The sequence below is a fragment of the Rhodococcus sp. ARP2 genome (genome assembly GCF_001029585.1).
GTDB classification, from domain to species: domain Bacteria; phylum Actinomycetota; class Actinomycetes; order Mycobacteriales; family Mycobacteriaceae; genus Rhodococcus_F; species Rhodococcus_F erythropolis.
The window spans coordinates 65,221-85,427 of the sequence record NZ_LEKE01000002.1 but is presented as its reverse complement, the minus strand read 5'-3'; the positions used below and the strand labels follow the sequence as shown (position 1 = coordinate 85,427).

15 protein-coding genes are annotated in these 20,207 nt (G+C 63.4%); 3 read left to right on the top strand and 12 right to left on the bottom strand.

The features are described 5' to 3' along the window. Positions 1 to 2 precede the first annotated feature (2 nt). Positions 3 to 1,148 (bottom strand): ABC transporter ATP-binding protein, encoded by a 1,146-nt coding sequence (locus ABX74_RS01215; protein WP_047888046.1) that lies wholly within the window; start codon positions 1,146 to 1,148, stop codon positions 3 to 5. A 4-nt stretch (positions 1,149 to 1,152) separates the two neighbouring features. Beyond that, positions 1,153 to 2,091, bottom strand: coding sequence for an ABC transporter substrate-binding protein (locus ABX74_RS01210; protein WP_019749336.1), 939 nt, complete (start codon positions 2,089 to 2,091; stop codon positions 1,153 to 1,155). 203 nt (positions 2,092 to 2,294) lie between these two features. Here ABX74_RS01210 and ABX74_RS01205 point away from each other — a divergent pair, with 203 nt between their 5' ends. After that, complete coding sequence (locus tag ABX74_RS01205; RefSeq protein WP_046379973.1) at positions 2,295 to 3,179, top strand: ABC transporter substrate-binding protein; 885 nt, start codon at positions 2,295 to 2,297, stop codon at positions 3,177 to 3,179. Between the two features lie 109 nt (positions 3,180 to 3,288). Here the strand turns inward: ABX74_RS01205 and ABX74_RS01200 are convergent, their stop codons facing one another. The 3 genes from ABX74_RS01200 to ABX74_RS01190 form a co-directional block, all read right to left on the bottom strand. Continuing rightward, entirely contained in the window at positions 3,289 to 4,230 is a 942-nt protein-coding gene (locus ABX74_RS01200; RefSeq protein WP_047888045.1) for an alpha/beta hydrolase fold domain-containing protein, read from the bottom strand. A gap of 63 nt (positions 4,231 to 4,293) precedes the next feature. Next, complete coding sequence (locus ABX74_RS01195; protein ID WP_019749333.1) at positions 4,294 to 5,124, bottom strand: SDR family NAD(P)-dependent oxidoreductase; 831 nt, start codon at positions 5,122 to 5,124, stop codon at positions 4,294 to 4,296. Further along, complete coding sequence (locus ABX74_RS01190; RefSeq protein ID WP_019749332.1) at positions 5,121 to 6,695, bottom strand: flavin-containing monooxygenase; 1,575 nt, start codon at positions 6,693 to 6,695, stop codon at positions 5,121 to 5,123. Before ABX74_RS01190 ends, ABX74_RS01195 begins: the two co-directional genes overlap by 4 nt. A gap of 71 nt (positions 6,696 to 6,766) precedes the next feature. On the opposite strand from ABX74_RS01190, the gene ABX74_RS01185 reads away from it, so the two are divergent. After that, entirely contained in the window at positions 6,767 to 7,396 is a 630-nt protein-coding gene (locus ABX74_RS01185; protein ID WP_007736130.1) for a TetR/AcrR family transcriptional regulator, read from the top strand. A 99-nt stretch (positions 7,397 to 7,495) separates the two neighbouring features. Here ABX74_RS01185 and ABX74_RS01180 read toward each other — a convergent pair whose 3' ends face one another. The 5 genes from ABX74_RS01180 to ABX74_RS01160 all read right to left on the bottom strand — a co-directional run bounded on the left by ABX74_RS01180 (position 7,496) and on the right by ABX74_RS01160 (position 17,868). Beyond that, positions 7,496 to 11,257: a multifunctional oxoglutarate decarboxylase/oxoglutarate dehydrogenase thiamine pyrophosphate-binding subunit/dihydrolipoyllysine-residue succinyltransferase subunit gene (locus ABX74_RS01180; RefSeq protein ID WP_019749330.1), complete on the bottom strand. Its 3,762-nt coding sequence runs from the start codon at positions 11,255 to 11,257 to the stop codon at positions 7,496 to 7,498. Positions 11,258 to 11,432: 175 nt separating this feature from the next. Further along, positions 11,433 to 15,242 (bottom strand): ABC transporter ATP-binding protein, encoded by a 3,810-nt coding sequence (locus tag ABX74_RS01175; RefSeq protein WP_047888044.1) that lies wholly within the window; start codon positions 15,240 to 15,242, stop codon positions 11,433 to 11,435. A 36-nt stretch (positions 15,243 to 15,278) separates the two neighbouring features. After that, complete coding sequence (locus tag ABX74_RS01170; RefSeq protein WP_019749328.1) at positions 15,279 to 16,052, bottom strand: ABC transporter permease; 774 nt, start codon at positions 16,050 to 16,052, stop codon at positions 15,279 to 15,281. Next, positions 16,049 to 17,050: an ABC transporter ATP-binding protein gene (locus ABX74_RS01165; protein WP_020723663.1), complete on the bottom strand. Its 1,002-nt coding sequence runs from the start codon at positions 17,048 to 17,050 to the stop codon at positions 16,049 to 16,051. The genes ABX74_RS01170 and ABX74_RS01165 overlap by 4 nt, the downstream gene beginning before the upstream one ends. A 68-nt stretch (positions 17,051 to 17,118) precedes the next feature. Further along, positions 17,119 to 17,868: a hypothetical protein gene (locus tag ABX74_RS01160; RefSeq protein ID WP_029538444.1), complete on the bottom strand. Its 750-nt coding sequence runs from the start codon at positions 17,866 to 17,868 to the stop codon at positions 17,119 to 17,121. 154 nt (positions 17,869 to 18,022) lie between these two features. On the opposite strand from ABX74_RS01160, the gene ABX74_RS01155 reads away from it, so the two are divergent. Beyond that, positions 18,023 to 18,433, top strand: coding sequence for a VOC family protein (locus tag ABX74_RS01155; RefSeq protein ID WP_019749325.1), 411 nt, complete (start codon positions 18,023 to 18,025; stop codon positions 18,431 to 18,433). A 10-nt stretch (positions 18,434 to 18,443) separates the two neighbouring features. Here the strand turns inward: ABX74_RS01155 and ABX74_RS01150 are convergent, their stop codons facing one another. Both ABX74_RS01150 and ABX74_RS01145 read right to left on the bottom strand, forming a co-directional pair. After that, a complete protein-coding gene (locus ABX74_RS01150) occupies positions 18,444 to 19,478 on the bottom strand; it encodes a glutathione S-transferase family protein (protein WP_029255797.1) in 1,035 nt (344 codons plus the stop codon). 35 nt (positions 19,479 to 19,513) lie between these two features. Further along, positions 19,514 to 20,203, bottom strand: a complete 690-nt coding sequence (locus tag ABX74_RS01145; RefSeq protein ID WP_021344981.1) for a GNAT family N-acetyltransferase — start codon at positions 20,201 to 20,203, stop codon at positions 19,514 to 19,516. Positions 20,204 to 20,207 lie beyond the last annotated feature (4 nt).

Sequence of the window (20,207 nt, the reverse complement as noted above, 5' to 3'; positions counted from 1 at the left end):
CGCTACGCCCCGAATCCCTCGGTGAAGGCGACTCGGTTGCGTTCCTCGTCCTCGCGTCGACGCTGATCTGCCAATCTCGCCACGACTTCGGACCCGAGGATCCCGCCGATGACCGCTCCCTCGCCGTCGACGGCAACGCCGATACCGGAAGGGGACGAGATTGCCGCATCGAGTGCTTGGCGTAGATCACCGCCGGGGGAGAACAACGAACCACCGGCCGACGTCGACTGCGCGAGAGTGCGTCCCGAGCGCAGGCCTTCGACGCCGGTCACGTCGATCCATCCCTGCGGACTTCCGCTGTCCGTGACCACGAGAACCCACTCGCCCAATTCCAGACGCAGAGCCTTCAATTCGTTCTCGACGGCCGTGCGTACGGGGTGTAACGGAACCTCGTCGGCAGCGCGGAACGACAATCCCCGATATCCGCGATCGCGTCCGACAAATCCGGCGACAAAATCCGTTGCCGGTGCGGCCAACACGTCGCGAGGTGCCGCAACCTGCTGAAGCCGCCCGCCGGGACCGAAGACGGCAATGTGATCACCGAGTTTGACTGCCTCGTCGATGTCGTGGGTGACAAAGACGATCGTCTTCTTCAGTTCGCTTTGAAGACGGAGCATTTCGGTCTGCAGATCCTCACGCACCACCGGGTCGACGGCGCTGAAGGGCTCGTCCATCAACAGGATCGGCGGATCGGCAGCCAATGCTCGCGCAACTCCCACACGTTGTTGCTGCCCACCCGAGAGTTGCCCGGGATAGCGGGTGGCAAGGGAGATGTCCAGACCGACTCGTTCGAGTACCCCCAACGCGGCTTTGCGCGCTGCGCGGCGGGACTCACCGCGCAGTACCGGAACTGTTGCGACGTTGTCGATCACGGTGCGATGCGGAAGCAAGCCGGCGTTCTGGATGACGTACCCGATGCCGAGACGCAGCTTCACCGCGTCGGTCTGGGCGATGTCACGACCGTCGACGAAGATCTTGCCCGACGTCGGTGTGATCATCCGGTTGATCATGCGCATCGACGTCGTCTTGCCGCACCCGGACGGCCCCACGAACACCGTGAACGACTCGGCCTCGATGGTGAGATCGAGACGGTCGACGGCGGTGGTGCCGTCCGGATACTGCTTGGTGACGCCCTCGAATGTGATCACGTGACTACGAGACCGGCTTGTCGAGGCCCTGCGCCGTCACCCACGCCTTGGCCGCCGCTGCCGGCTCTGTCTTGGTGTCGCCGGACACCTGGACGTTGAGTGCCAACAACTCTTCGGTGGTGAGCTTGGCGGACACCGCATCGAGGACTGTCTTCAACTTGTCGGAAGACTTCGACGCGCGCAGCACCGGCACCACGTTCTGAGCCGGGAAATTGTTCTTCGGGTCTTCGAGAACCACGAAGTTGTTTGCCGGGATGGAGGCAGACGTCGTGAAGATGTTTGCCGCCGTGATGTCGCCGGACGAGAGAGCCTTCACTGTTGCCGGTCCACCGCCGTCGGCGATCGGGACGAAGTTGGCTGCCGAGATGTCGAGACCGTAATTGGACTTCAAACCGGGCAATCCGGCTGGACGTTCCTGGAACTCGGCCGGAGCGCCGAACTTGACCTCGGCGGAATGCGGAGCCAGATCGGCGATCGTCTTCAGGTTCCACTTGTCAGCGGTTTCCTTCGTGACGACCACGGCGTCCTTGTCCTCGGCGGATGCAGGCGTCGCAATGGCCAATTCCGACCCGAGAGCTGCGGGAAGAGCAGCGAGGACATCAGCGGAGCTGGTGGCCGTGCTGTCGGGATCCAAGTACTGCAGGAGATTTCCCGTGTAATCCGGAATGACGCTGATCGACCCGTCCTTGAGCGCCGGAATGTACGCCTCACGGCTGCCGACATTGAACGACGTGGACACATCGAACCCGTTGACACGCAGTGCTTCGGCGTAGATGTTGGCGATCGTCTCGGATTCGGTGAAGTTGGCGGAGCCGACGACAACCGCGTTGGGATCGCTGTTGGAGTCACCGTCACTGCTACCGCACGCTGTCAGTGCAGTCAGAGAGACAACGGTTGCCGCGGCTACGAGCCAACGGTTGGAACGAAATCGTGAGGTGCGCATGAGCGTCCTTCCGGTTTTTCGGGCGTCCCGTGTTTCGGGCGTCGGAAACCATCCCCTTGTGGCGAAGCCACCCGAGTGGCTTCGACGGCGCCGCCACCGAGTGGCTGCGTCAGGACTGGTTACCGCGCATCGCCCGACAAGTGTAACGATAGGTACCGACATGGCACGGTTTTCGATCCATGGGATTGGATGTGAGGATTTCGGTGAAGAGCACACGCACGAAGTATTCGACTGTTGTTGCAGCACTGATGGTCCTGCCAATTCTCAGCGGATGCGCAAACGGTGATTCGGTGGTAGAGAGCGCCGGAGCGGAGTCTCGTGACCAGATCGTGGTGGCTGCTGACGCATCAGTGGAGAGTTCGGTGTTGGCCGAGGTGTATTCGACGGTGCTCTCATCCTCCGGTCTGTCGGCTCGCGTCGAATCGGTGGGTGGAGGCAGAACCCAATCACTCGAGGCTCTGGACGCAGCGCGAGTCACCTTGGTGCCCGAGTTCACCGGTGCGCTGCTCGATCACTACGACCCGTCATCCCCGGCCCGCAAGGCCGACGACGTCTTCGAAGCCTTGAGTCGCTCTCTGCCGGAGGGTCTTTCGGTCTCCGACTATGCGATGGCCGAAGATCGTGCGGTCCTCGCACTCGACACCGGATACGCACAGTCGTTGGGAGCGAAGACGATAGAAGCCTTTGCTCCTTCGTGTGCCGCGGCGACGCCGCTCGTCTCCGCGAGATTCGTAGAGGACGGGGCAGTGGAACAGTTGGCCGAGGGCGCCGAGTGTGTCTTCGCCGGTGTCGATCAGGCAACGCCGGCAGACGTACCCGGTGCACAGGTATTCGGAACCACGACGCTGTCAGCGCTGGCACAATCCGATGCCGTCACAGTGCTCGCTGATTCGAATCACGTTCTGGCTGCGCAGAATGTCGTTCCGCTCTTTCGAGCGGGCGCACTGGGAGATTCGGCTGTCAAGGCGCTCAGCGTCGTTGCGGGTGAACTGTCCACCACCGATCTCGCCGCAATGATCGAGAAGGTGCGGACCGGCAAGGCGTCAGCCTCGGAAGTGGCACGGACCTGGTGGGACACCCGTCAGTGACATGGACGGAGTGGGCCACCCGTCAGTGACATGGACGGAGTGGGCCACCCGTCAGTGACATGGACGGAGTGGGCCACCCGTCAGTGACATGGACGGAGTGGGCCACCCGTCAGTGACTGTTCGATCCCACTGCTGAACTCGAATCATCCTTGGCGCGAATCAGTTTCGATGCGATGAACTGGCCGAGGTCGGCAACGGCGTCTGCTGCTTCCTTCACCAGTGACGCCTGTGCGTGAGCCACATGCCACAGTCGTGCGTACTCCACCAGTGACACGTCGACGCCGGCAGCGGAGAGCTTGTCGGTGAACGTCATGATCTGCGGGTAGAGGACCTCCTCGGAACCGACGTGAATCCTGGTGGGCGGCAACCCGTCGAGCTTGCCGTGCATCGGCGCGTAGCCAGGATCAGTACGGTCGCCGCCGGCAAGGTAAGCGTCGGCGGCATCGAAGGACCAAGCTGTGTTGACCACCAGGTCGGCCTTTTTGGTAGCACCCCGATCGCCGGGATCGACCCACGGCGAGATCAGTGCGAGCGCGCCGGGGGTCACGCCGTGACGCTCGATCAGACGCAGAGCGGTCGCCGCGGCCAGACCGCCACCGGCCGAATCGCCGGCAATGGCAACGCGGTCTTCCGAATAGTCGAACTCGGTGACCAACTGCATGAAGGCTGAGACCGCGTCGTCGAGAGCGGCGGGATACGGATTCTCCGGCGCGAGACGGTAGTCCAAGGTGAAGACCGCACTGGACGACTCACGGGCGAGATGAGCTGCGAGAGAACGGTGTGTGGCCAGCGAACCCAGCGTGTACGCCCCGCCATGCAGGTAGAGAACTGCGGTGGGGCGCTCGGTTGCGCCGACGGTGATCTTCTCAGCCGTTCGGCAAGCCAGCTCCAGCGGGCGCACGACGGCGCCCGCTGGAACCTGCTGTAGCGGTGCCCCGGCCTCGAGCAGCAGACGTTGAATCCGATACGGCAGCCGCGAGTTGAAAGCCAGACGGAAGTACGGCTTCAACAAGAATGCGACCACGGGCAGCGGAAGGGTGAACGTGCTCACCGGCAGGGCTCCTGACTCTTTATGCGAACTGCGCTGTGAAACGAACGACGCTGTGAAACGAACTCAGCTGGACTTGGGCATCATTCGGCCGGCGACGATCGCGACGATGCGCTGGTAGCCCGATCCTACGAGGCGAACCCAGGCGTCGAGTGCGATTGCGTCCATCCCGATGAGAACTCGCGGCTTGCTCTTGCGAACACCGTTGACGATCGTCTTGGCGGCGTCCTCCGGAGTGGTGCGCGCGAGCTTGCGGTCGAAGAACTCGGAGAAGACCGCAAGATCTTCGCCCGGGCCTGCGGTGGCGTTGCGTGCGATGGCGGTCTTGATTCCGCCCGGGTGCACACAGGTCACCTTCACCGGGTGCTTGGCGATCAGCATTTCCTGGCGAAGCGACTCGGTGAAACCGCGAACGGCGAACTTGGCCGAGTTGTAGGCGCTCTGACCCGGCATCGACAGCAGACCGAAGAGGCTCGACACGTTCACGATGTGCCCGTCACCGGAGGCGATGACGTGGGGAAGGAATGCCTTGGTGCCGTTGACAACTCCCCAGAAGTCGACGTCCATGACACGTTCGAAGTCCTTGAACTCGGACTTCTCGAAGGTGCCGTGGTACGCGATTCCGGCGTTGTTGTAGATCTGGTTGACCTTGCCGAAATGGGCGACAACCGCGTCGGCGTACTCGAGAACCGCCTCGCGCTGGGTGACGTCGAGATGGTCCGACTTCACCTCGGCGCCGATGGCCTCCACCAGACGTGCTGTCTCGGCGAGCCCGACGGTGTCCACGTCGGAGATCGCCAACTTGGCGCCCTGGCCGGCCAGGTTCAGTGCGAGTGCGCGACCGATGCCCGATCCCGCTCCGGTGATGACTACGACCTTGCCTGCAAAATCACTCATTGTGCTACTGCCTTCTCGTCGTCGAGGTCGATCTGTGAAGTGGTCGCGGTGCCGACGGCGCCGAGATCCGAGGTGGCGACGCTACGGTATGCCGCGAGGTCGAAATGCTTGGTGGCATTGCGGAACTGGAAAGTGAAGCCAGGCCACAGGGTGGTGTTGTTTCCGTGCTTGTCCATGTACCAGCTGGCGCAACCACCGTTGTTCCACACGCTCTTGGACATAGCTGCCTGCAGGTCCTTGTTGTACTTGTCCTGCTTGTCCTTGCGCACCTCGATGGTGCCGATGTCGTACTTGTCGATGGTGGCGATCGCGTCGACCAGGTAGTTGATCTGCGACTCGATCATGAAGACCATCGACGAATGTCCGAGGCCGGTGTTGGGGCCGACCAGGAAGAACATGTTGGGGAAGTTGGCAACTGCCGCGCCCTTGTATCCCTGCATACCGGTCTCTTCGAAGACCTCGGCGAGCGAGCGTCCGTCCTTGCCGAAGATTCCCGCGAAGGTGGGGGAGTCGGTGACGTGGAATCCGGTCGCAACGACGATGGCATCGATCTCACGCGTGGTGCCGGTCTTCGAGACGATCCCGTTGGCGGTCACCTCCTCGATGCCTTCGGTCACCAGGTCGACATTGTCCTGGGCGAGGGTGGGGAAGTAGTTGTTCGAGATCAGCATGCGCTTGCAGCCGATCTGGAAGTTGGGCATGACCTTCTTACGAAGATCCTTGTCCTTGATCTGAGCCTTCAGGTGACGCTCGGCGGCGAACTGCAGCGGCTTCATGAAGACCGGCGCCTTGGCCAGGCCGACGACCTGCGTCTCTCGCATCCAGTAGATACCGGTGCGGCACAACTTCTGGAAGCCGGGGAGGTACTTGAACGCCAGGTGCTCGATCTTGGTGTACTCGCGGTCTGCGCGGGGCAGGATCCACGGCGCAGTGCGCTGGTACACGTCGAGGTGTGAGACCTTCTTGCCGATAGCGGGCACGATCTGGATGGCGGAGGCGCCGGTTCCGATGACGGCCACGCGCTTGCCCGTCAGATCGGCATCGTGGTTCCAGCGCGAGGAGTGGAAAATCTCGCCCTTGAATCCGTCGATGCCCTTGATGTCCGGAAGTGAAGGCTCACACAGTGCACCGACGGCCGAGACGACGATCTTTGCGACGAATTCACCCTTGTTGGTGCTGACGTGCCACTGAGCCGACGACTCGTCCCATCGGGCTGAGAGAACGTCGCAGTCGAAGATGTGCTTGTCGAGCACCTTGTGGCGGTTGGCCACCGACTGGATGTACTTGTAGATCTCGGGCTGGGTGGAGAAGGAGCGCGTCCACTCCGGATTGAGTGCAAAAGAGTACGAGTACAAATGCGACGGCACGTCACACGCGGCGCCCGGGTAGCTGTTGTCACGCCAGGTTCCACCGACGTCGTTGCCGCGCTCGAGAACGACATAGTCGGTGATGCCGGCCTGTGCCAGTTTGATCGCCGCACCGAGACCGGCGAAACCGCTGCCGATGATCAGTGTGCCGACGTGGCGAGTATCCGCGGCAGGTGCTGAGGTATCTGTAACTGGAAGACTCATGTAGGGAACGATATGCCTTTATTGAGTCACGGTCAATAGCTTATTGACGGATATTCAGTAGTCTATTGGGCATGGACGCAGTAAAGCGAACGCGGCTCGACCCTGCGCAACGCCGAGCGCAACTCATCGATCTCGGGGCGCGCATGCTGGCCGAACGGCCGCTCGAGCAGATTTCCGTCGAGGACATCGCCGATCAAGCGGGGGTGTCGCGTGGGCTTCTGTTCCACTACTTCGCGTCGAAAAGCGAGTTCCATCTCGCCATCGTCCGACACAGCAGTGAACAGATGCTCCAGCGCACGGAGCCGAGCGAGTCGGACGATCCGATGCTCACCCTCCGATCGGTGCTGGCGTCGTACGTCGACTACGTGACCGAGAACCGCAATACCTACGTCTCGCTGCTCCGGGGGACCGCCAGCGGGGATCCGCAGATGCGTGAGGTGTTCGAGCAGACTCGCGACATCATGGCCAAGAGAACCCTCGATCAGCTCCCCAAGATCGGCCTGACTCGAACGCCTCAGGTGGAGTTGGCCGTTCGAGGTTGGATCGCGTTTGTCGAGGAAGCCACCATCAGTTGGCTCCGCGCGCCCGCCATCACCCGCGAGGAACTGATCGACCTGACGGTTCAGTCGTTGCCCGCGTTGGCGCTGGCCGCCGTCGGCTTCGATGCCGGGCCGGATCTGGGTCTGCTGCAATCGAATTGACGCGAACGCAGAAAAGCCGGGCCCACACTCCTTGCGGAATGTGGGCCCGGCCTCGAGTAACTCTGTGTCACATCAGTTGGTCGGCAGGAACGCCACTGCTCAGTTGGTCGGCAGGAACGCCTCGTCCAAGATCTCCTGCTGCTCCACCGCGTGCACCTTGCTCGATCCCGAAGAGGGAGCGGACATCGGACGACGCGAGATGCGCTTGATGCCGGTCAAGGTCTCCGGCAGAAGATCCGGCAGAGCCAGTCCGAGGAACGGCCACGCACCCTGGTTTGCGGGCTCTTCCTGAACCCAACGGAACTGATCCGCATTCGGGTAACGGTCCAGGGTCTCCTTGAGACGACGCTTCGGCACGGGGTAGAGCTGCTCCATGCGCACGATTGCGATGTCGTCACGCTCGTCCTTGTGCTTCTTCGCCAGAAGCTCCCAGTACAGCTTGCCGCTGACCAGCAGAACCCGCTTGACCGATTCGCGGGCGCTTTCGCCGCTCTCGAATGCAGGCTCCTCGAAGACCGAACGGAACTTGCCCGTCGTGAAGTCCTCGACGTTGCTGACTGCAGCCTTGTTACGCAGCATCGACTTGGGCGTGAAGACCACCAGCGGACGGCGGATGCCGTCGAGGTGATGGCGACGCAGCAGGTGGAAGTAGCTGGCCGGAGTCGACGGAACCGCGACGGTCATCGAGCCTTCTGCACACAGCTGAAGGAAACGCTCGATGCGACCGGAGGTGTGGTCCGGACCCTGACCCTCGTGACCGTGTGGCAGGAGCAGCACGACGTCGGAGAGCTGACCCCACTTGGCCTCACCCGAAGAGATGAACTCGTCGATGATGGTCTGCGCGCCGTTGACGAAGTCACCGAACTGCGCTTCCCACAGGACCAGAGCGTCGGGGTTACCCACCGAGTATCCGTACTCGAAGCCCAGACCTGCGTACTCGGTGAGTGCGGAGTCGTAGACCATGAACTTGCCGCCGTTTTCGGCGTCGGCAGCGATCTTGGCGATCGGGCTGTACTCGTTGCCGGTCTTGCGGTCGATGAGGACCGAGTGACGCTGCGTGAACGTTCCACGCTTGGAGTCCTGACCGGCGAGGCGGATCAAGGCACCCTGCTCGGCCAACGAGCCGAACGCGAGCAATTCTGCGAACGCCCAGTCGACATGTCCCTCACGGGCCATTTCGCGGCGCTTCTCGGCAACCGGCTTGACGCGCGGGTGAACGGTGAAGCCGTCGGGGACGTTGACGAACGCATCACCGATGCGCTCGAGGACCTCGGGAGCGACAGCCGTGGTCAGGCGAGCCGGGGGAGTCTGGTCGAGTTCGACGGACTCGGACGGTTCGGGCTGGAACTTCTCGAGTTCACGGACCTCGTTGAAGACCCGTTCGAGCTGGCCCTGGTAGTCGCGAAGTGCGTCTTCGGCTTCCTTGAGCGAGATGTCACCGCGGCCGATGAGGGACTCGGTGTAGCTCTTACGGACGCTGCGCTTGGTGTCGATGACGTCGTACATCGCCGGCTGGGTCATCGACGGATCGTCGCCCTCGTTGTGACCGCGGCGGCGGTAGCAGATGAGGTCGATGACGACGTCCTTGCCGAACTTCTCACGGAAGTCGACGGCCAGCTGAGCAACCCAGACGCACGCCTCGGGGTCGTCGCCGTTGACGTGGAAGACCGGTGCGGCGATCATCTTCGCGACGTCGGTGCAGTACTCGGACGAGCGTGAATGTTCCGGAGCGGTGGTGAAGCCGACCTGGTTGTTCACGACGATGTGTACGGTGCCGCCGGTGCGGTAGCCGCGAAGCAGCGAGAGGTTCAGCGTCTCGGCGACAACGCCCTGACCGGCGAATGCAGCGTCACCGTGCAGCATGAGCGGCAGGACGGTGAAGCCTTCTTCGCCCTTGTCGAGGATGTCCTGCTTTGCGCGGACCAGGCCTTCGAGAACCGGGTCGACGGCCTCGAGGTGAGACGGGTTGGCGGTCAAGGAGACAGCGATGTCGTTGTCACCGAACATCTGGATGTACGTTCCGCTGGCGCCCAGGTGGTACTTCACGTCGCCGGAGCCGTGAGCGGCTGCCGGGTTCATGTTGCCCTCGAACTCCGTGAAGATCTTGGAGTACGGCTTGCCGACGATGTTGGCAAGCACGTTGAGACGGCCACGGTGCGGCATTCCGATGACGACCTCGTCGAGCTGGTGCTCGGCGGCCTGGTCGATCACGGCGTCCATCATCGGGATGACGGCTTCGGCTCCTTCGAGCGAGAAGCGCTTCTGGCCGACGTACTTGGTCTGCAGGAACGTCTCGAAGGCCTCGGCGGCGTTGAGCTTGCTCAGGATGTACTTCTGCTGAGCGACCGAAGGCTTGGCGTGATGGCCCTCGACGCGGTCCTGGATCCACTGACGCTGATCCGTCTCGAGGATGTGCGTGTACTCGACACCGACGTGGCGGCAGTACGCGTCGCGCAGCACGCTCAACACGTCGCGCAGCTTCATCTTCTCTTGGCCGTGGAAGCCGCCGACCTTGAACTCGCGGTCCAGATCCCACAGCGTCAGGCCGTGGCTGATGACGTCGAGGTCGGGGTGGCTGTGGAACTTGTCCTTGACGAACTGCAACGGGTCCGTGTCGGCCATGAGGTGGCCGCGGTCACGGTATGCAGCGATCAGTTCGAGAACACGGGTGTTCTTGTCGACAGCGCCTTCCGGCACGTCCTTGCGCCAACGCACCGGCTCGTACGGGTTGCCGAGCGCGTGGAAGATCTCGTCGTAGAACTCGTCGCTGATCAGCAGGTTGTGGATCGTGCGCAGGAAATCGCCCGACTCGGCACCCTGGATGATGCGGTGATCGTAGGTCGAGGTGAGAGTCATCAACTTGCCGACGCCCATCTCGGCCAGCTTCTCGTCGCTGGCGCCCTGGAACTCGGCGGGGTATTCCATCGCGCCCGCACCGATGATGGCGCCCTGGCCCTTCATCAGGCGAGGAACGGAGTGAACCGTGCCGATGCCGCCCGGGTTGGTCAGCGAAATGGTGACGCCGGTGAAGTCTTCGCCGGTGAGCTTGCCTTCACGGGCGCGTCGGACGATGTCCTCGTACGCCGCGTGGAACTGGACGAAGTTCATCGACTCGGTGTTCCGGATGGCGGCAACAACCAGTGAGCGGTTGCCGTCCTTGCCGGGAAGGTCGATCGCGAGTCCGAGATTGGTGTGCTCGGGCGTGACCGCGTTCGGCTTGCCGTCGATTTCGGCGAAGTGCCGGTTCATGTTGGGGAACGCGTTGACTGCCTGGACGATCGCGTAACCCAGGAGGTGGGTGAACGAGATCTTGCCGCCGCGGGTACGGGCGAGGTGGTTGTTGATGACGATGCGGTTGTCGAACATCAGCTTCGCGGGGATGGCACGCACGCTGGTTGCTGTCGGAATCTCGAGCGAGAGCGACATGTTCTTGACAACCGCTGCTGCGGCGCCGCGGAGAACCTTGGTTTCCTCGGCTCCGCCGGCGGGAGCGGGCTTCGCGGGTGCGGCCGCGGGCTTGGCTGCTGCAGGCTTGGCCGGGGCGGCCTTCGCGGCGGGCGCTGCCGTCTTCGCGGGGGCCGGTGCGGCCGCCTTGGCAGGCGGCGCAGGAGGTGCGGTCTTGGGGGCGGGAGGCGTGGCCTTGGGAGCAGCAGGCGGAGCTACAACAGCGGCGGGTGCAGCCGCGTTGCCGTTCGAGGCAGTCCCGTTTCCACCTCCCGTGTTCGCCGAGTCCGGCGAGTAATCGGTCAAGAATTCGTGCCAACTGGGATCCACGGACGACGGATCGTCCTGGAAGCGTTGGTACATCTCGTCAACCAGCCACTGGTTCTGTCCGAATTGGGATGTAGAACTGCTGCTCACGGCAGGTGTTCGCCTCGTTTCTATTTCGGTACCCGATCAGAGCGCCTATATATATGAGATTAGCCCGAGCGTGTGACGAGCAATTGTGCGGCACACAATTTGTGAGCTGTCTCACGGAAGTCCGTGATCTTGCGATCGCGCACTACCTCTCGGCGGTACAAATCCGTGCCGACTGTCACGCGACGGGGTTGCCTTCGATGACAGTTCTCGACGTCAGATTATTCCCCTCACGCGCCTGCGATGCATCCCAGAGTCCCGAGTAGTGACCACCGGCATACCGCAGAACATCGTGCGGGCCGTATTCAACGATACGTCCCCGGTCAACTACGACAACGAGGTCCGCTCGGGCAGCTGTCGCGAGGCGGTGAGCTACGACGACGGAAGTCCGTTTCCGGGTGACCGACCGACTTGCTTCGAGCACCATTCGTTCGGTCGCGGGATCGAGCGTCGCGGTCGCCTCGTCGAGGAGCAGAAGGTCCGGGTCGACCAGTTCGGCACGGGCCAATGCGATCAGTTGGCGTTGGCCCGCCGAGAGCCCCTGGCCGCGCTCGCCGACGGGATGATTCATGCCTCCACGCATGTCGGCTATCGAATTCAGTGCGCCGACGGAACGCGCCGCTTCCTCGATCTCCGCGTGCGACGCCGACGGCCTCCCGTACGCGATGTTGTCGGCGACCGTGCCGGTGAACAGATGCGCCTCTTGCGGGACCACGCCGAGGCGACGTCGGTACTGCGAGAGGTGGAAGTTCCGGATGTCGGTTCCGTCCACGTCGACGGATCCGGACGTCGGGTCGTAGAAGCGGGCGAGCAACTTCACCACCGTCGACTTCCCGGCACCGGTTCTGCCGACGAGGGCAACCGTCGTGCCCGGCGGAATCTGCAGATCGAAATCGGAGAGGGCGTCGACGTCCGCACCCGAGTACCGGAACCCGACCCCGTCGAGATGGACGGCTCCGTCGAGCCGTCCGGAGATCGCGATCAGATCCTCGCTGTCGGCTGTTTCGATCGAACTCCGAGTACGTAGAAGGTCACCGATTCGTTGCAATCCGACGTTTGCCTGTTGGTAACCATCGAACACTTGTGAGAGTTGCTGAATCGGTCCGAACAGCAGTCCGAGGTAGAGCACGAACGCGATCAGTACGCCGGGCGACGTCGACCCGTTGGCGATCTGGTGCGCGCCGACGAACACCACTGCGGCCAACGCGAGGTCGGACAGGAACGAGATGAACGGGAAGTAGATCGAAATGGCTCGCTGCGACCGCATCCGCGATCGGCGGTAGCTTTCGGAGCGTTCTGCGAACCTACGCGCCGCGCCTTCTTCGCGGCGGTAGGCCTGAGCCGCTCGCAGACCGGCGATGTTCTCCTGGAAGTCGGCATTGACGAGCGAGATCCGTTCGCGGGACTGGCTGTAGGCAACCGAGGAGATCTTGCGGAAGATCACGGTCGCAACCACGAGCGGTGGGATGACGGCCAGCGCCACCAGTCCGAGCGTCACGTCGGTCGCCAGGAGTGCGATCGAAATGCCGCCGACGGTCAGGACGCTCACGATCGCCGTCGACATGCCGGTTTGGATGAACGACGACAGCGCGTCGACGTCGGTGGTCATGCGCGTCATGATGCGCCCGGACAATTCACGTTCGTAGTAGTCCAGGCCCAGGCGCTGCAGGTGTGCATAGCTGCGCACGCGGAGCCCGAACAACACGCGTTCGCCGGCCCGGGCGGTGAGCACCGTCATGACCGCGACGACGACCCAGTCCGCTGCGACCAGGAGGGCGCCGAATGCCGTCGCTATCCAGAGCGTGCTGCTGTCCGCGGTCACGACTCCGTGGTCGATCGCATATCTGACGAGGGAGGGAAATGCGATCGCCGCTGCGGAGTCCAGGGCAAGGCACACGACAACCGCCAGTAGAACCCAGCGGACCGGCCTCAAGATCTGTCGTAGTGAGAACTGTGGATTCGATTCGCGCAGGCTCTCAGGAGCGATTCCGGGGTCTTCGCGTGCGGGTGGGAGAGCATCGACTGCTGCCCGCAGGGACGGCGTCACCGCGATTCCGCTGAGCGCTCCGGCCATCGGTCCGCCCGCACCCTGCGTCGTAGCGGCTGTGCTGTCGGCTTCGGATTTCGGTGCCTGCGGCCACAACTGCTCGGTTGTCGGCTCGCTGCGGTCACGTCCGAAAGCATCGGAGTCGACGTCGTCGAGTTCGGCCGGTAGTTCCGACGGCGAGGAGAACAGGGCACGAAAGAGCGGACATCGCGCTTCCAGTTCGTCCACGGTTCCGGAGTCGATGATCCGTCCGCCGTCGAGAACCGCGACCCGGTCTGCGAGCGTCAGGGTGGACCGCCGGTGAGCGAGGATGAGCGTGGTCTGGCGCCGTCTGGCCCGGAACGCGTCGAAGATCGCGGCTTCGGTAGCCGCATCGACTGCGGAGGTCGCGTCGTCGAGGACCAGGATCCGTGGGTCGACGAGCAGTGCCCGGGCAAGTGCGATGCGCTGGCGCTGGCCGCCCGACAGCGTCAGACCTCGTTCACCGACAACGGTGTCGTATCCGTCCGGGAGTGCCTCGATGAACGAATCTGCCTGTGCCAGTCCTGCTGCGTCGCGGATGTCCTCGTCGGAGGCGTCCTCTCGACCCAATGCGATGTTGGCGGCGATGGTGTCCGAGAACAGGAACGGTTCGTCGAAGACGAGGCTGACGGCGGCACGAAGCTGCTCACTGCGCAGTTCGCCGATGGGGAACGTCTCGCCGGCGGTATCGACTGTCACCGCACCCGAAGTCGGTGCGTAGAACCGCGGGAGAAGCAAGGACAACGCGGTCTTGCCCGACGCGGCCGGACCCACGACGGCGACGGTCTCGCCCGGTTCTATGCGGAGGTTCAGCCCGGTCAGGACGTCGCGTTCGGTGTCGAATCCGAATGCCACGTCGTCGAAGGTGACTCCGAGAGGACCGTCGGGCAGGTCCACCGGATGGTCTGGATCGGCGATGTCCGGCTGAGCGTTGATGACGTCGTAGACACGCTCTACAGCGGCGCGCGCCAGCTGCGCCATGACGATGACCGACGACAGAGTTCGGGTGACTCCGGTCATCGTCACGATGTAGGTGGCGAACGCGAGAAACGTTCCCACGGTGATCTTGTCGTGCAGTGCGAGATACCCGCCGAGAGCGATCACTCCCACCTGCCCGAGCTGGGGCAAGGCGGCCATGGTTGGCGCGAATTTCGCGTTCAACCACGCGGCGCGAAGGCGCTCGGAGTACAGCGTGCGGCTGTGTTTCTCCAGCTGGTCGACGGCTCGTTGTTCCTGCCCGAATCCCTTGACGACGCGAACGCCGGTGACGGTTTCCTCGACGTGTTGGGCGAGGTCGGCGGCACGCTGCTGCGCGGACCATGTTGCGGCGAAGAGCATCGGTCGCATCAGGAACACCACCAGCCCTACTGCTGGGATGACGGCGACAGCAACGAGAGTCAACAGCGGCGAGAGCCACGCCATGATGCCGATCGCCAGCACGAATTGCAGGAGCGCTCCCGCGGACATCGGCACCATCGCGAGCAAACCCTGGACGAGCTGCAGATCCGTGATGGACCGGGAGACCACCTGGCCTGTGCGGATCTGATCCTGCCCTCGTCCGTCGAGGCGTTGCAGCGAACCGAGCAGGGCGAGCCGCAAGTCGTGTTGAACGTCGAGCGAGAGTCGGCCGGCAAGCATCCGTCGGCCGTACTGGCACGCGAAGCGGACGATCGCGAGTAACGCGATCGCCAACGCGACGAACCCGATCACCTTGCCCGGGTTCTCCTGGCTTGCGGCGTCGAGCGCATAGCGGGTCAGGAGAGGAAACGAGATGTCGATCGCAGAGGCGATGACCGTAACGAGTAGCGCGCCGATCGCAACTCTTCGGTGCAACCAGCATGCGTGGGCCAAGCGGCGGATCCAGCCCGGAGCTCGATCCACCTCTCCAGCTACCGGACTGTCCGTGTTGATCGTGTTCATCGAGATCCACGGTAGACCCGGCCCCAGACAGCTTTTTCAGGTGATGTCGCGGGTCCTGGTCCGTAGCCAACCGAGCCCGCAGAACAGAACTACCCAAGCGGCCAGCATCATCGGGCCGCTCGGCCAGGACGCAAACGCGTCGACGTCGATCGACGGTGCCGCATTGACGATGGTGCCGATCGTGGCCGACACCGGAAGCGCGGCCCCGATCCCACCGAGATCCATCGCGAGCAGCACGGCGCGGACGATCCATTCACCGAAGACGAACCACAGGATGACCGAGAGGGCACCGGCCATCGACGAACCGGTGAGCAGGGCCACCCCGGCGCCGAGCAGTGCCCACAGCGCGCACGCCAGAATGCCTGCGGCGCAGATGGCGAAGAGATCGGTGGTGAAACTGAAGTCCCGGCCGAAGAGCAACATCGCGCCGATGCTGACTACTTCGACCGCCAATGCGTAGCCGACGGCGAATACCGCGACGACGGCAAGTTTTGCGCCGAGAACTCCGTCGCGGCCGCGAGCTGTGAGGAACGTCGTGGTGAGAGTCTTGTAGCCGAATTCGGATCCGGCGGTGAGTGCTCCGAAGACGGCCGCGAACACCAGGACAAGCGTGTTGGAGACACCGAGGCTGACGCCGGTGGACACGACATCGACGTCGAAAGTGGTGTCGGCCGAATCGGCCACGACTTCGACGAACGTCCGAGTCGAGGCAGCAATCAGCACGGCCACGACGACCGGTGCGATGGCCAGTGCCCACCAGTAGCGCAAGGTGAGAACTTTGAGTGTCTCCGCGCGCACGAGCGTGGTCATCTGTGTCCTCCGGAAGGTCCGTATGCGGCAGGGCCGTAATAGCCCGGTCCGGAACCGGGACCGGGTGGGCGGTGGTATCCGACCTGGGGAACCGCGTACTGCGGTGTTGTCATCGCGAGGAACAGTTGCTCGAGATCTGCGCCTTCGGTCGCGACACCGAAGATCGTGACACCGGCCGCCGACGCCACCGGTGGGAGCACCGACGTGTCGGTGCCGCCCACGGCGAGCCGTCCGTCCTGCGTGATCTGGGCGTCGATGATTCCCCGAGCGGCCAGTGCCGTGGCGAGGAGCGCTGGGTTGGAACACGAGACGAGCAGTCGACTGCGCTGGGAGCGACGAAGTTCGTCCATGGTCCCTTGGTAGACGAGTGAGCCGGCGCTGACGATGACCACGCTGTCGACGGTCGCTTCCACTTCACGAAGCGCGTGACTCGAGATCAGAACCGTTCGGCCGGAACCGGCGAAGGTCTGCAGGAACTGACGTAGCCACGCCATGCCCTCGGGGTCGAGTCCGTTCGCGGGTTCGTCGAGCACGAGGATCTCGGGATCACCGAGCATCGCGGTGGCAAGGATCAGGCGTTGGCGCATCCCGAGCGAGAAGGTGCCGGTCTTGTGGGCTCCGACCGAACTCAGACCGACCATGTCCAGCACCTGCGCCGCGCGCTGAGTCGGCATGCCGATAGCGGCCGCGTAGATCTCGAGGTGTCCGAGCGCCGTTCGTTTCGGATGGAGACTGCCGACGTCGAGTACTGCGCCGACGGTCCGGGCCGGGTTGGGCAGCAAACGCATCGGAGTGCCGTTGATCGTGGCCGATCCCGACGTCGGTGACACCAGTCCGAGGAGCATCCGCAACGTGGTCGTCTTGCCCGAACCGTTCGGGCCGAGAAACCCGGTGATCGAGCCCGCCTGAACGTCGAAGCTCAGGTCGTTGACCGCGCGCGCCGCCTTGAACGTCTTCGTCAACCCACGAATCTCGATGGGGGCAGAGAAGGATCCCATTGCGGTGTTCGTCAATGCTGCTCCCGGGTCGGCGGCGAATACGTGATGCGAGCCTACGGCCCGGACGGCTATCTGCGGATGGCCCGGCGTGACTCCGTCTGGGGAAGCACTGCGGCATCGTCGGCAGGCATCACGATCAGGTGATCGGTCCACCTGGCCGGTGCGGGTCCGAAGGCTTCGCGCGCATTCTTGACGACGCCCTTGCCGATGGCTCGGTTACCCGCACCGCCGATGACCGCACCGATTCCGGCGGGAACGAGCTTGCCGAGGATCAGTGCGCTGCGCTTGGCGGCGTATTTGGTCACGAATTTCCGCACGAGGGTGCTGTTCATTCCCCTCATCGTGGGTCCGGGAATCTTGCTCGTGATTGCCGTTCCCCAGTTCTTGGCCGTGATCCCGGTGGCCTTCTGGACGATCTCCATGCCGGATTCGCCGAGTGCGACTGCCAGGACCAGGGCGCGTCGTTGCTGATGATCCTGCACGGAGATTCCGTGGACAGACGCTATTGCCAATGTGAGCAGCGCCGACGCTTCGAGGAAGAAAGCCGATTCCGCACCGACTGCAGCGATGGACGCGACTGTTCCGACGCCCGGCACCGCGGCCGTGGCGCCGACGGCGCTGCCGCTTCCGGTCACGGCGAGAATGAACATCTTTTCCATCCGCTCGACGATCTGAGCAGGTGACTCGTCGGGGTGCGCTTTACGGACGTGGTTGACGTATTTGGCCACTGCGGGCGCTTGCAGGCGGCTTCCGTTGTCGAGAACGGAAACGAGGACCTTCTCGATACGCCCGCTGTCGTTGTTCGTCGACTTGCTCATTGCTGCCCCTCCACAGTTGTCCTCCTCTGAAGCGAGGTGGACCGTATCTCGAGAATAGGTGAAGTTTTCGGTAGCGGCGGTGATCGCAGGGGCCATAGGCTCGTACGAGACTCGGTTTTCTTCGTGAGTTTTCCCAGGCAGGAGTTCGAGTGTTATGACCGCCACTTCGGAATCTCGTTCGACGACCATCTGGCCGACACTGCGCTACCTCGACGCCCGGGCTGCAATCCACTTTCTGGTGAGCACCTTCGGTTTCGTGGAGAAGGTCGTCTACGGCGAGGGAGACGTGGTGGACCACGCCCAACTCGACTGGCCGGGCGGTGGCGGCATCATGCTGGGTTCGCCGCGCACCGATTCGGCGATCGCCGGCCTGCCGCCTGGAATCGGTTCGGTGTACATCGTCGTGGACGACGCGGACGCAGCTGATGCACTCCACGAACGCGCTGTCGCGGCGGGCGCCACGATCACGCAGGGATTGCGCGACGAGGACTACGGTTCGCGGGGGTTCACCTGCCGTGATCCCGAAGGTGTGTACTGGAGTTTCGGCACGTACGCAGGGGAGTAGCCGCCGCGACCTATCTGGTGGCCCAGTGCTCTGCTGGAACCACTTCCGACGGGATGGGCGGGTGAGGCGGTGTGCCGTCCCCGAACGGTCGGCCACCCAACTGTTCGCGGCCGTGCGGTTCGAGCCAGTGCGTCAATTCCGGTCCCTTGGGCACGATTCCGGAGGGATTGATCTCGGAATGCACGATGTAGTAGTGCGCTTTGATCTGTGTGAAGTCGATGGTGTCACCGAATCCGGGAGTCTGGAACAGATCGCGTGCGTAGTCCCACAGCACCGGCATCTCGCTGAGTTTGCTTCTGTTGCACTTGAAGTGGCCGTGATAGACGGGATCGAATCGCGCCAGCGTGGTGAACAGGCGCACATCGGCCTCGGTGATGGTGTCTCCCACCAGGAAGCGTTGCCGGGCAAGACGTTCGGTGAGCCAGTCGAGGCGGGCGAACAGCGTGTCGTATGCCTCGTCGTACGCCTGCTGTGAACCGGCGAAACCGCAGCGGTAGACGCCGTTGTTGACGTCGCGGAACACGTACTCGGCCACTTCGTCGATTTCGTTTCGCAGAGGCTCCGGGTACAGATCCGGTGCGCCTTCGCGGTGGTACTTCTTCCATTGCGTCGAGAAGTCGAGGGTGATCTGTGGGTAGTCGTTCGTGACCACCTTGCCCGTCGCGATCTCCACCATGGCGGGCACCGTGATTCCCCTGGGGTATTCGGGATCTCGGGCGAAGTACGCGTCCTGTAGTCGCGGGATCTTCAGTACGGGATCGACGCCGCCCGGGTCGAGATCGAAAGTCCAGCTTCGCTTGTCGTGAACCGGACCGCAGATGCCCATCGACAGTACGTCTTCGAGGCCGAGCAGACGGCGGACGATGATGGCGCGGTTTGCCCACGGGCAGGCACGTGCCACGATCAACCGGTATCGCCCCGGTTCGACGGGGTAACCGTCGCGACCGTCCTCGGTGATCCGGGTCGGGATGTAGTTGGTGTCGCGTTTGAATTCACGACCCTCTTCGACGAATGTCGGTTCGCTCGCGCCGTCTTCCGTACTCATCTGCGGTCCCTCTCGTTCGAGTGTCATTTCGAGTGTCAACTGGGCAGGTGCACGTGTACCCGAGCGTATGCCCCCAGAACGTCGAATTTGGCTTTACGTGGAAGCGTCGCGGCGATCGCGCTGCCGCGACTCGTGCGTAGCTGCGGGATCAACCCGGAATCGAGAGCGTCCTCCGCAGCGAGAAGCGTTACTGCGCAGCCGATTCCGCGACGTCGATGCGCTGGAGCAGTCAGGGTCGTGAGATCTGCCACGAATCCCTGAAATTCGGAGTACGCCGCGCATCCGAGCACCTCGGTGGAATCGGTGACGGCGGTGAACCACCGCGTCCGGTTCTCGAGGTCGGCCGTGGTGCTGTCGTCGGGTGGGCACAGCGCAGCGACGGCGAGGGCGTCGTCGACCTCGTGGGAAATCAGCAGTTGCTCGTCGGGTGGCGCGTCCGTGTAGTCGCCGAGGAAAGCGAGATCGACGGGACCGGTGATTCGGCCGCCGTGATCGCCGGCGATCTCTAGGAGACGCGCCGGTTGCAGTAGTGCGTCGACGGAGATGTCCTCTGTGCGCTCGATGAACCACTGTGGCCCGACGATCGCACCGGAGCCTGCCAGATCGAGAACGTGGATGTCGTCGCCGACGACCCGGGCCGTGTGCGCCGGACGCAGTGCCGAGTCGCCGAGTCCCAGCTCACGCGCCCAGGCAAGTCGGATGATGTCGAGGTGATGATCGTCCACTCGC

Bases quoted from the DNA above. Each gene is read 5' to 3' on its own strand.
- ABX74_RS01190 (WP_019749332.1), bottom strand. From the start codon at position 6,695: ATGAGTCTTCCAGTTACAGATACCTCAGCACCTGCCGCGGATACTCGC.
- ABX74_RS01195 (WP_019749333.1), bottom strand. From the start codon at position 5,124: ATGAGTGATTTTGCAGGCAAGGTCGTAGTCATCACCGGAGCGGGATCG.
- ABX74_RS01165 (WP_020723663.1), bottom strand. From the start codon at position 17,050: ATGGGATCCTTCTCTGCCCCCATCGAGATTCGTGGGTTGACGAAGACG.
- ABX74_RS01150 (WP_029255797.1), bottom strand. From the start codon at position 19,478: ATGAGTACGGAAGACGGCGCGAGCGAACCGACATTCGTCGAAGAGGGT.
- ABX74_RS01155 (WP_019749325.1), top strand. From the start codon at position 18,023: ATGACCGCCACTTCGGAATCTCGTTCGACGACCATCTGGCCGACACTG.
- ABX74_RS01160 (WP_029538444.1), bottom strand. From the start codon at position 17,868: ATGAGCAAGTCGACGAACAACGACAGCGGGCGTATCGAGAAGGTCCTC.
- ABX74_RS01185 (WP_007736130.1), top strand. From the start codon at position 6,767: ATGGACGCAGTAAAGCGAACGCGGCTCGACCCTGCGCAACGCCGAGCG.
- ABX74_RS01210 (WP_019749336.1), bottom strand. From the start codon at position 2,091: ATGCGCACCTCACGATTTCGTTCCAACCGTTGGCTCGTAGCCGCGGCA.
- ABX74_RS01175 (WP_047888044.1), bottom strand. From the start codon at position 15,242: ATGAACACGATCAACACGGACAGTCCGGTAGCTGGAGAGGTGGATCGA.
- ABX74_RS01170 (WP_019749328.1), bottom strand. From the start codon at position 16,052: ATGACCACGCTCGTGCGCGCGGAGACACTCAAAGTTCTCACCTTGCGC.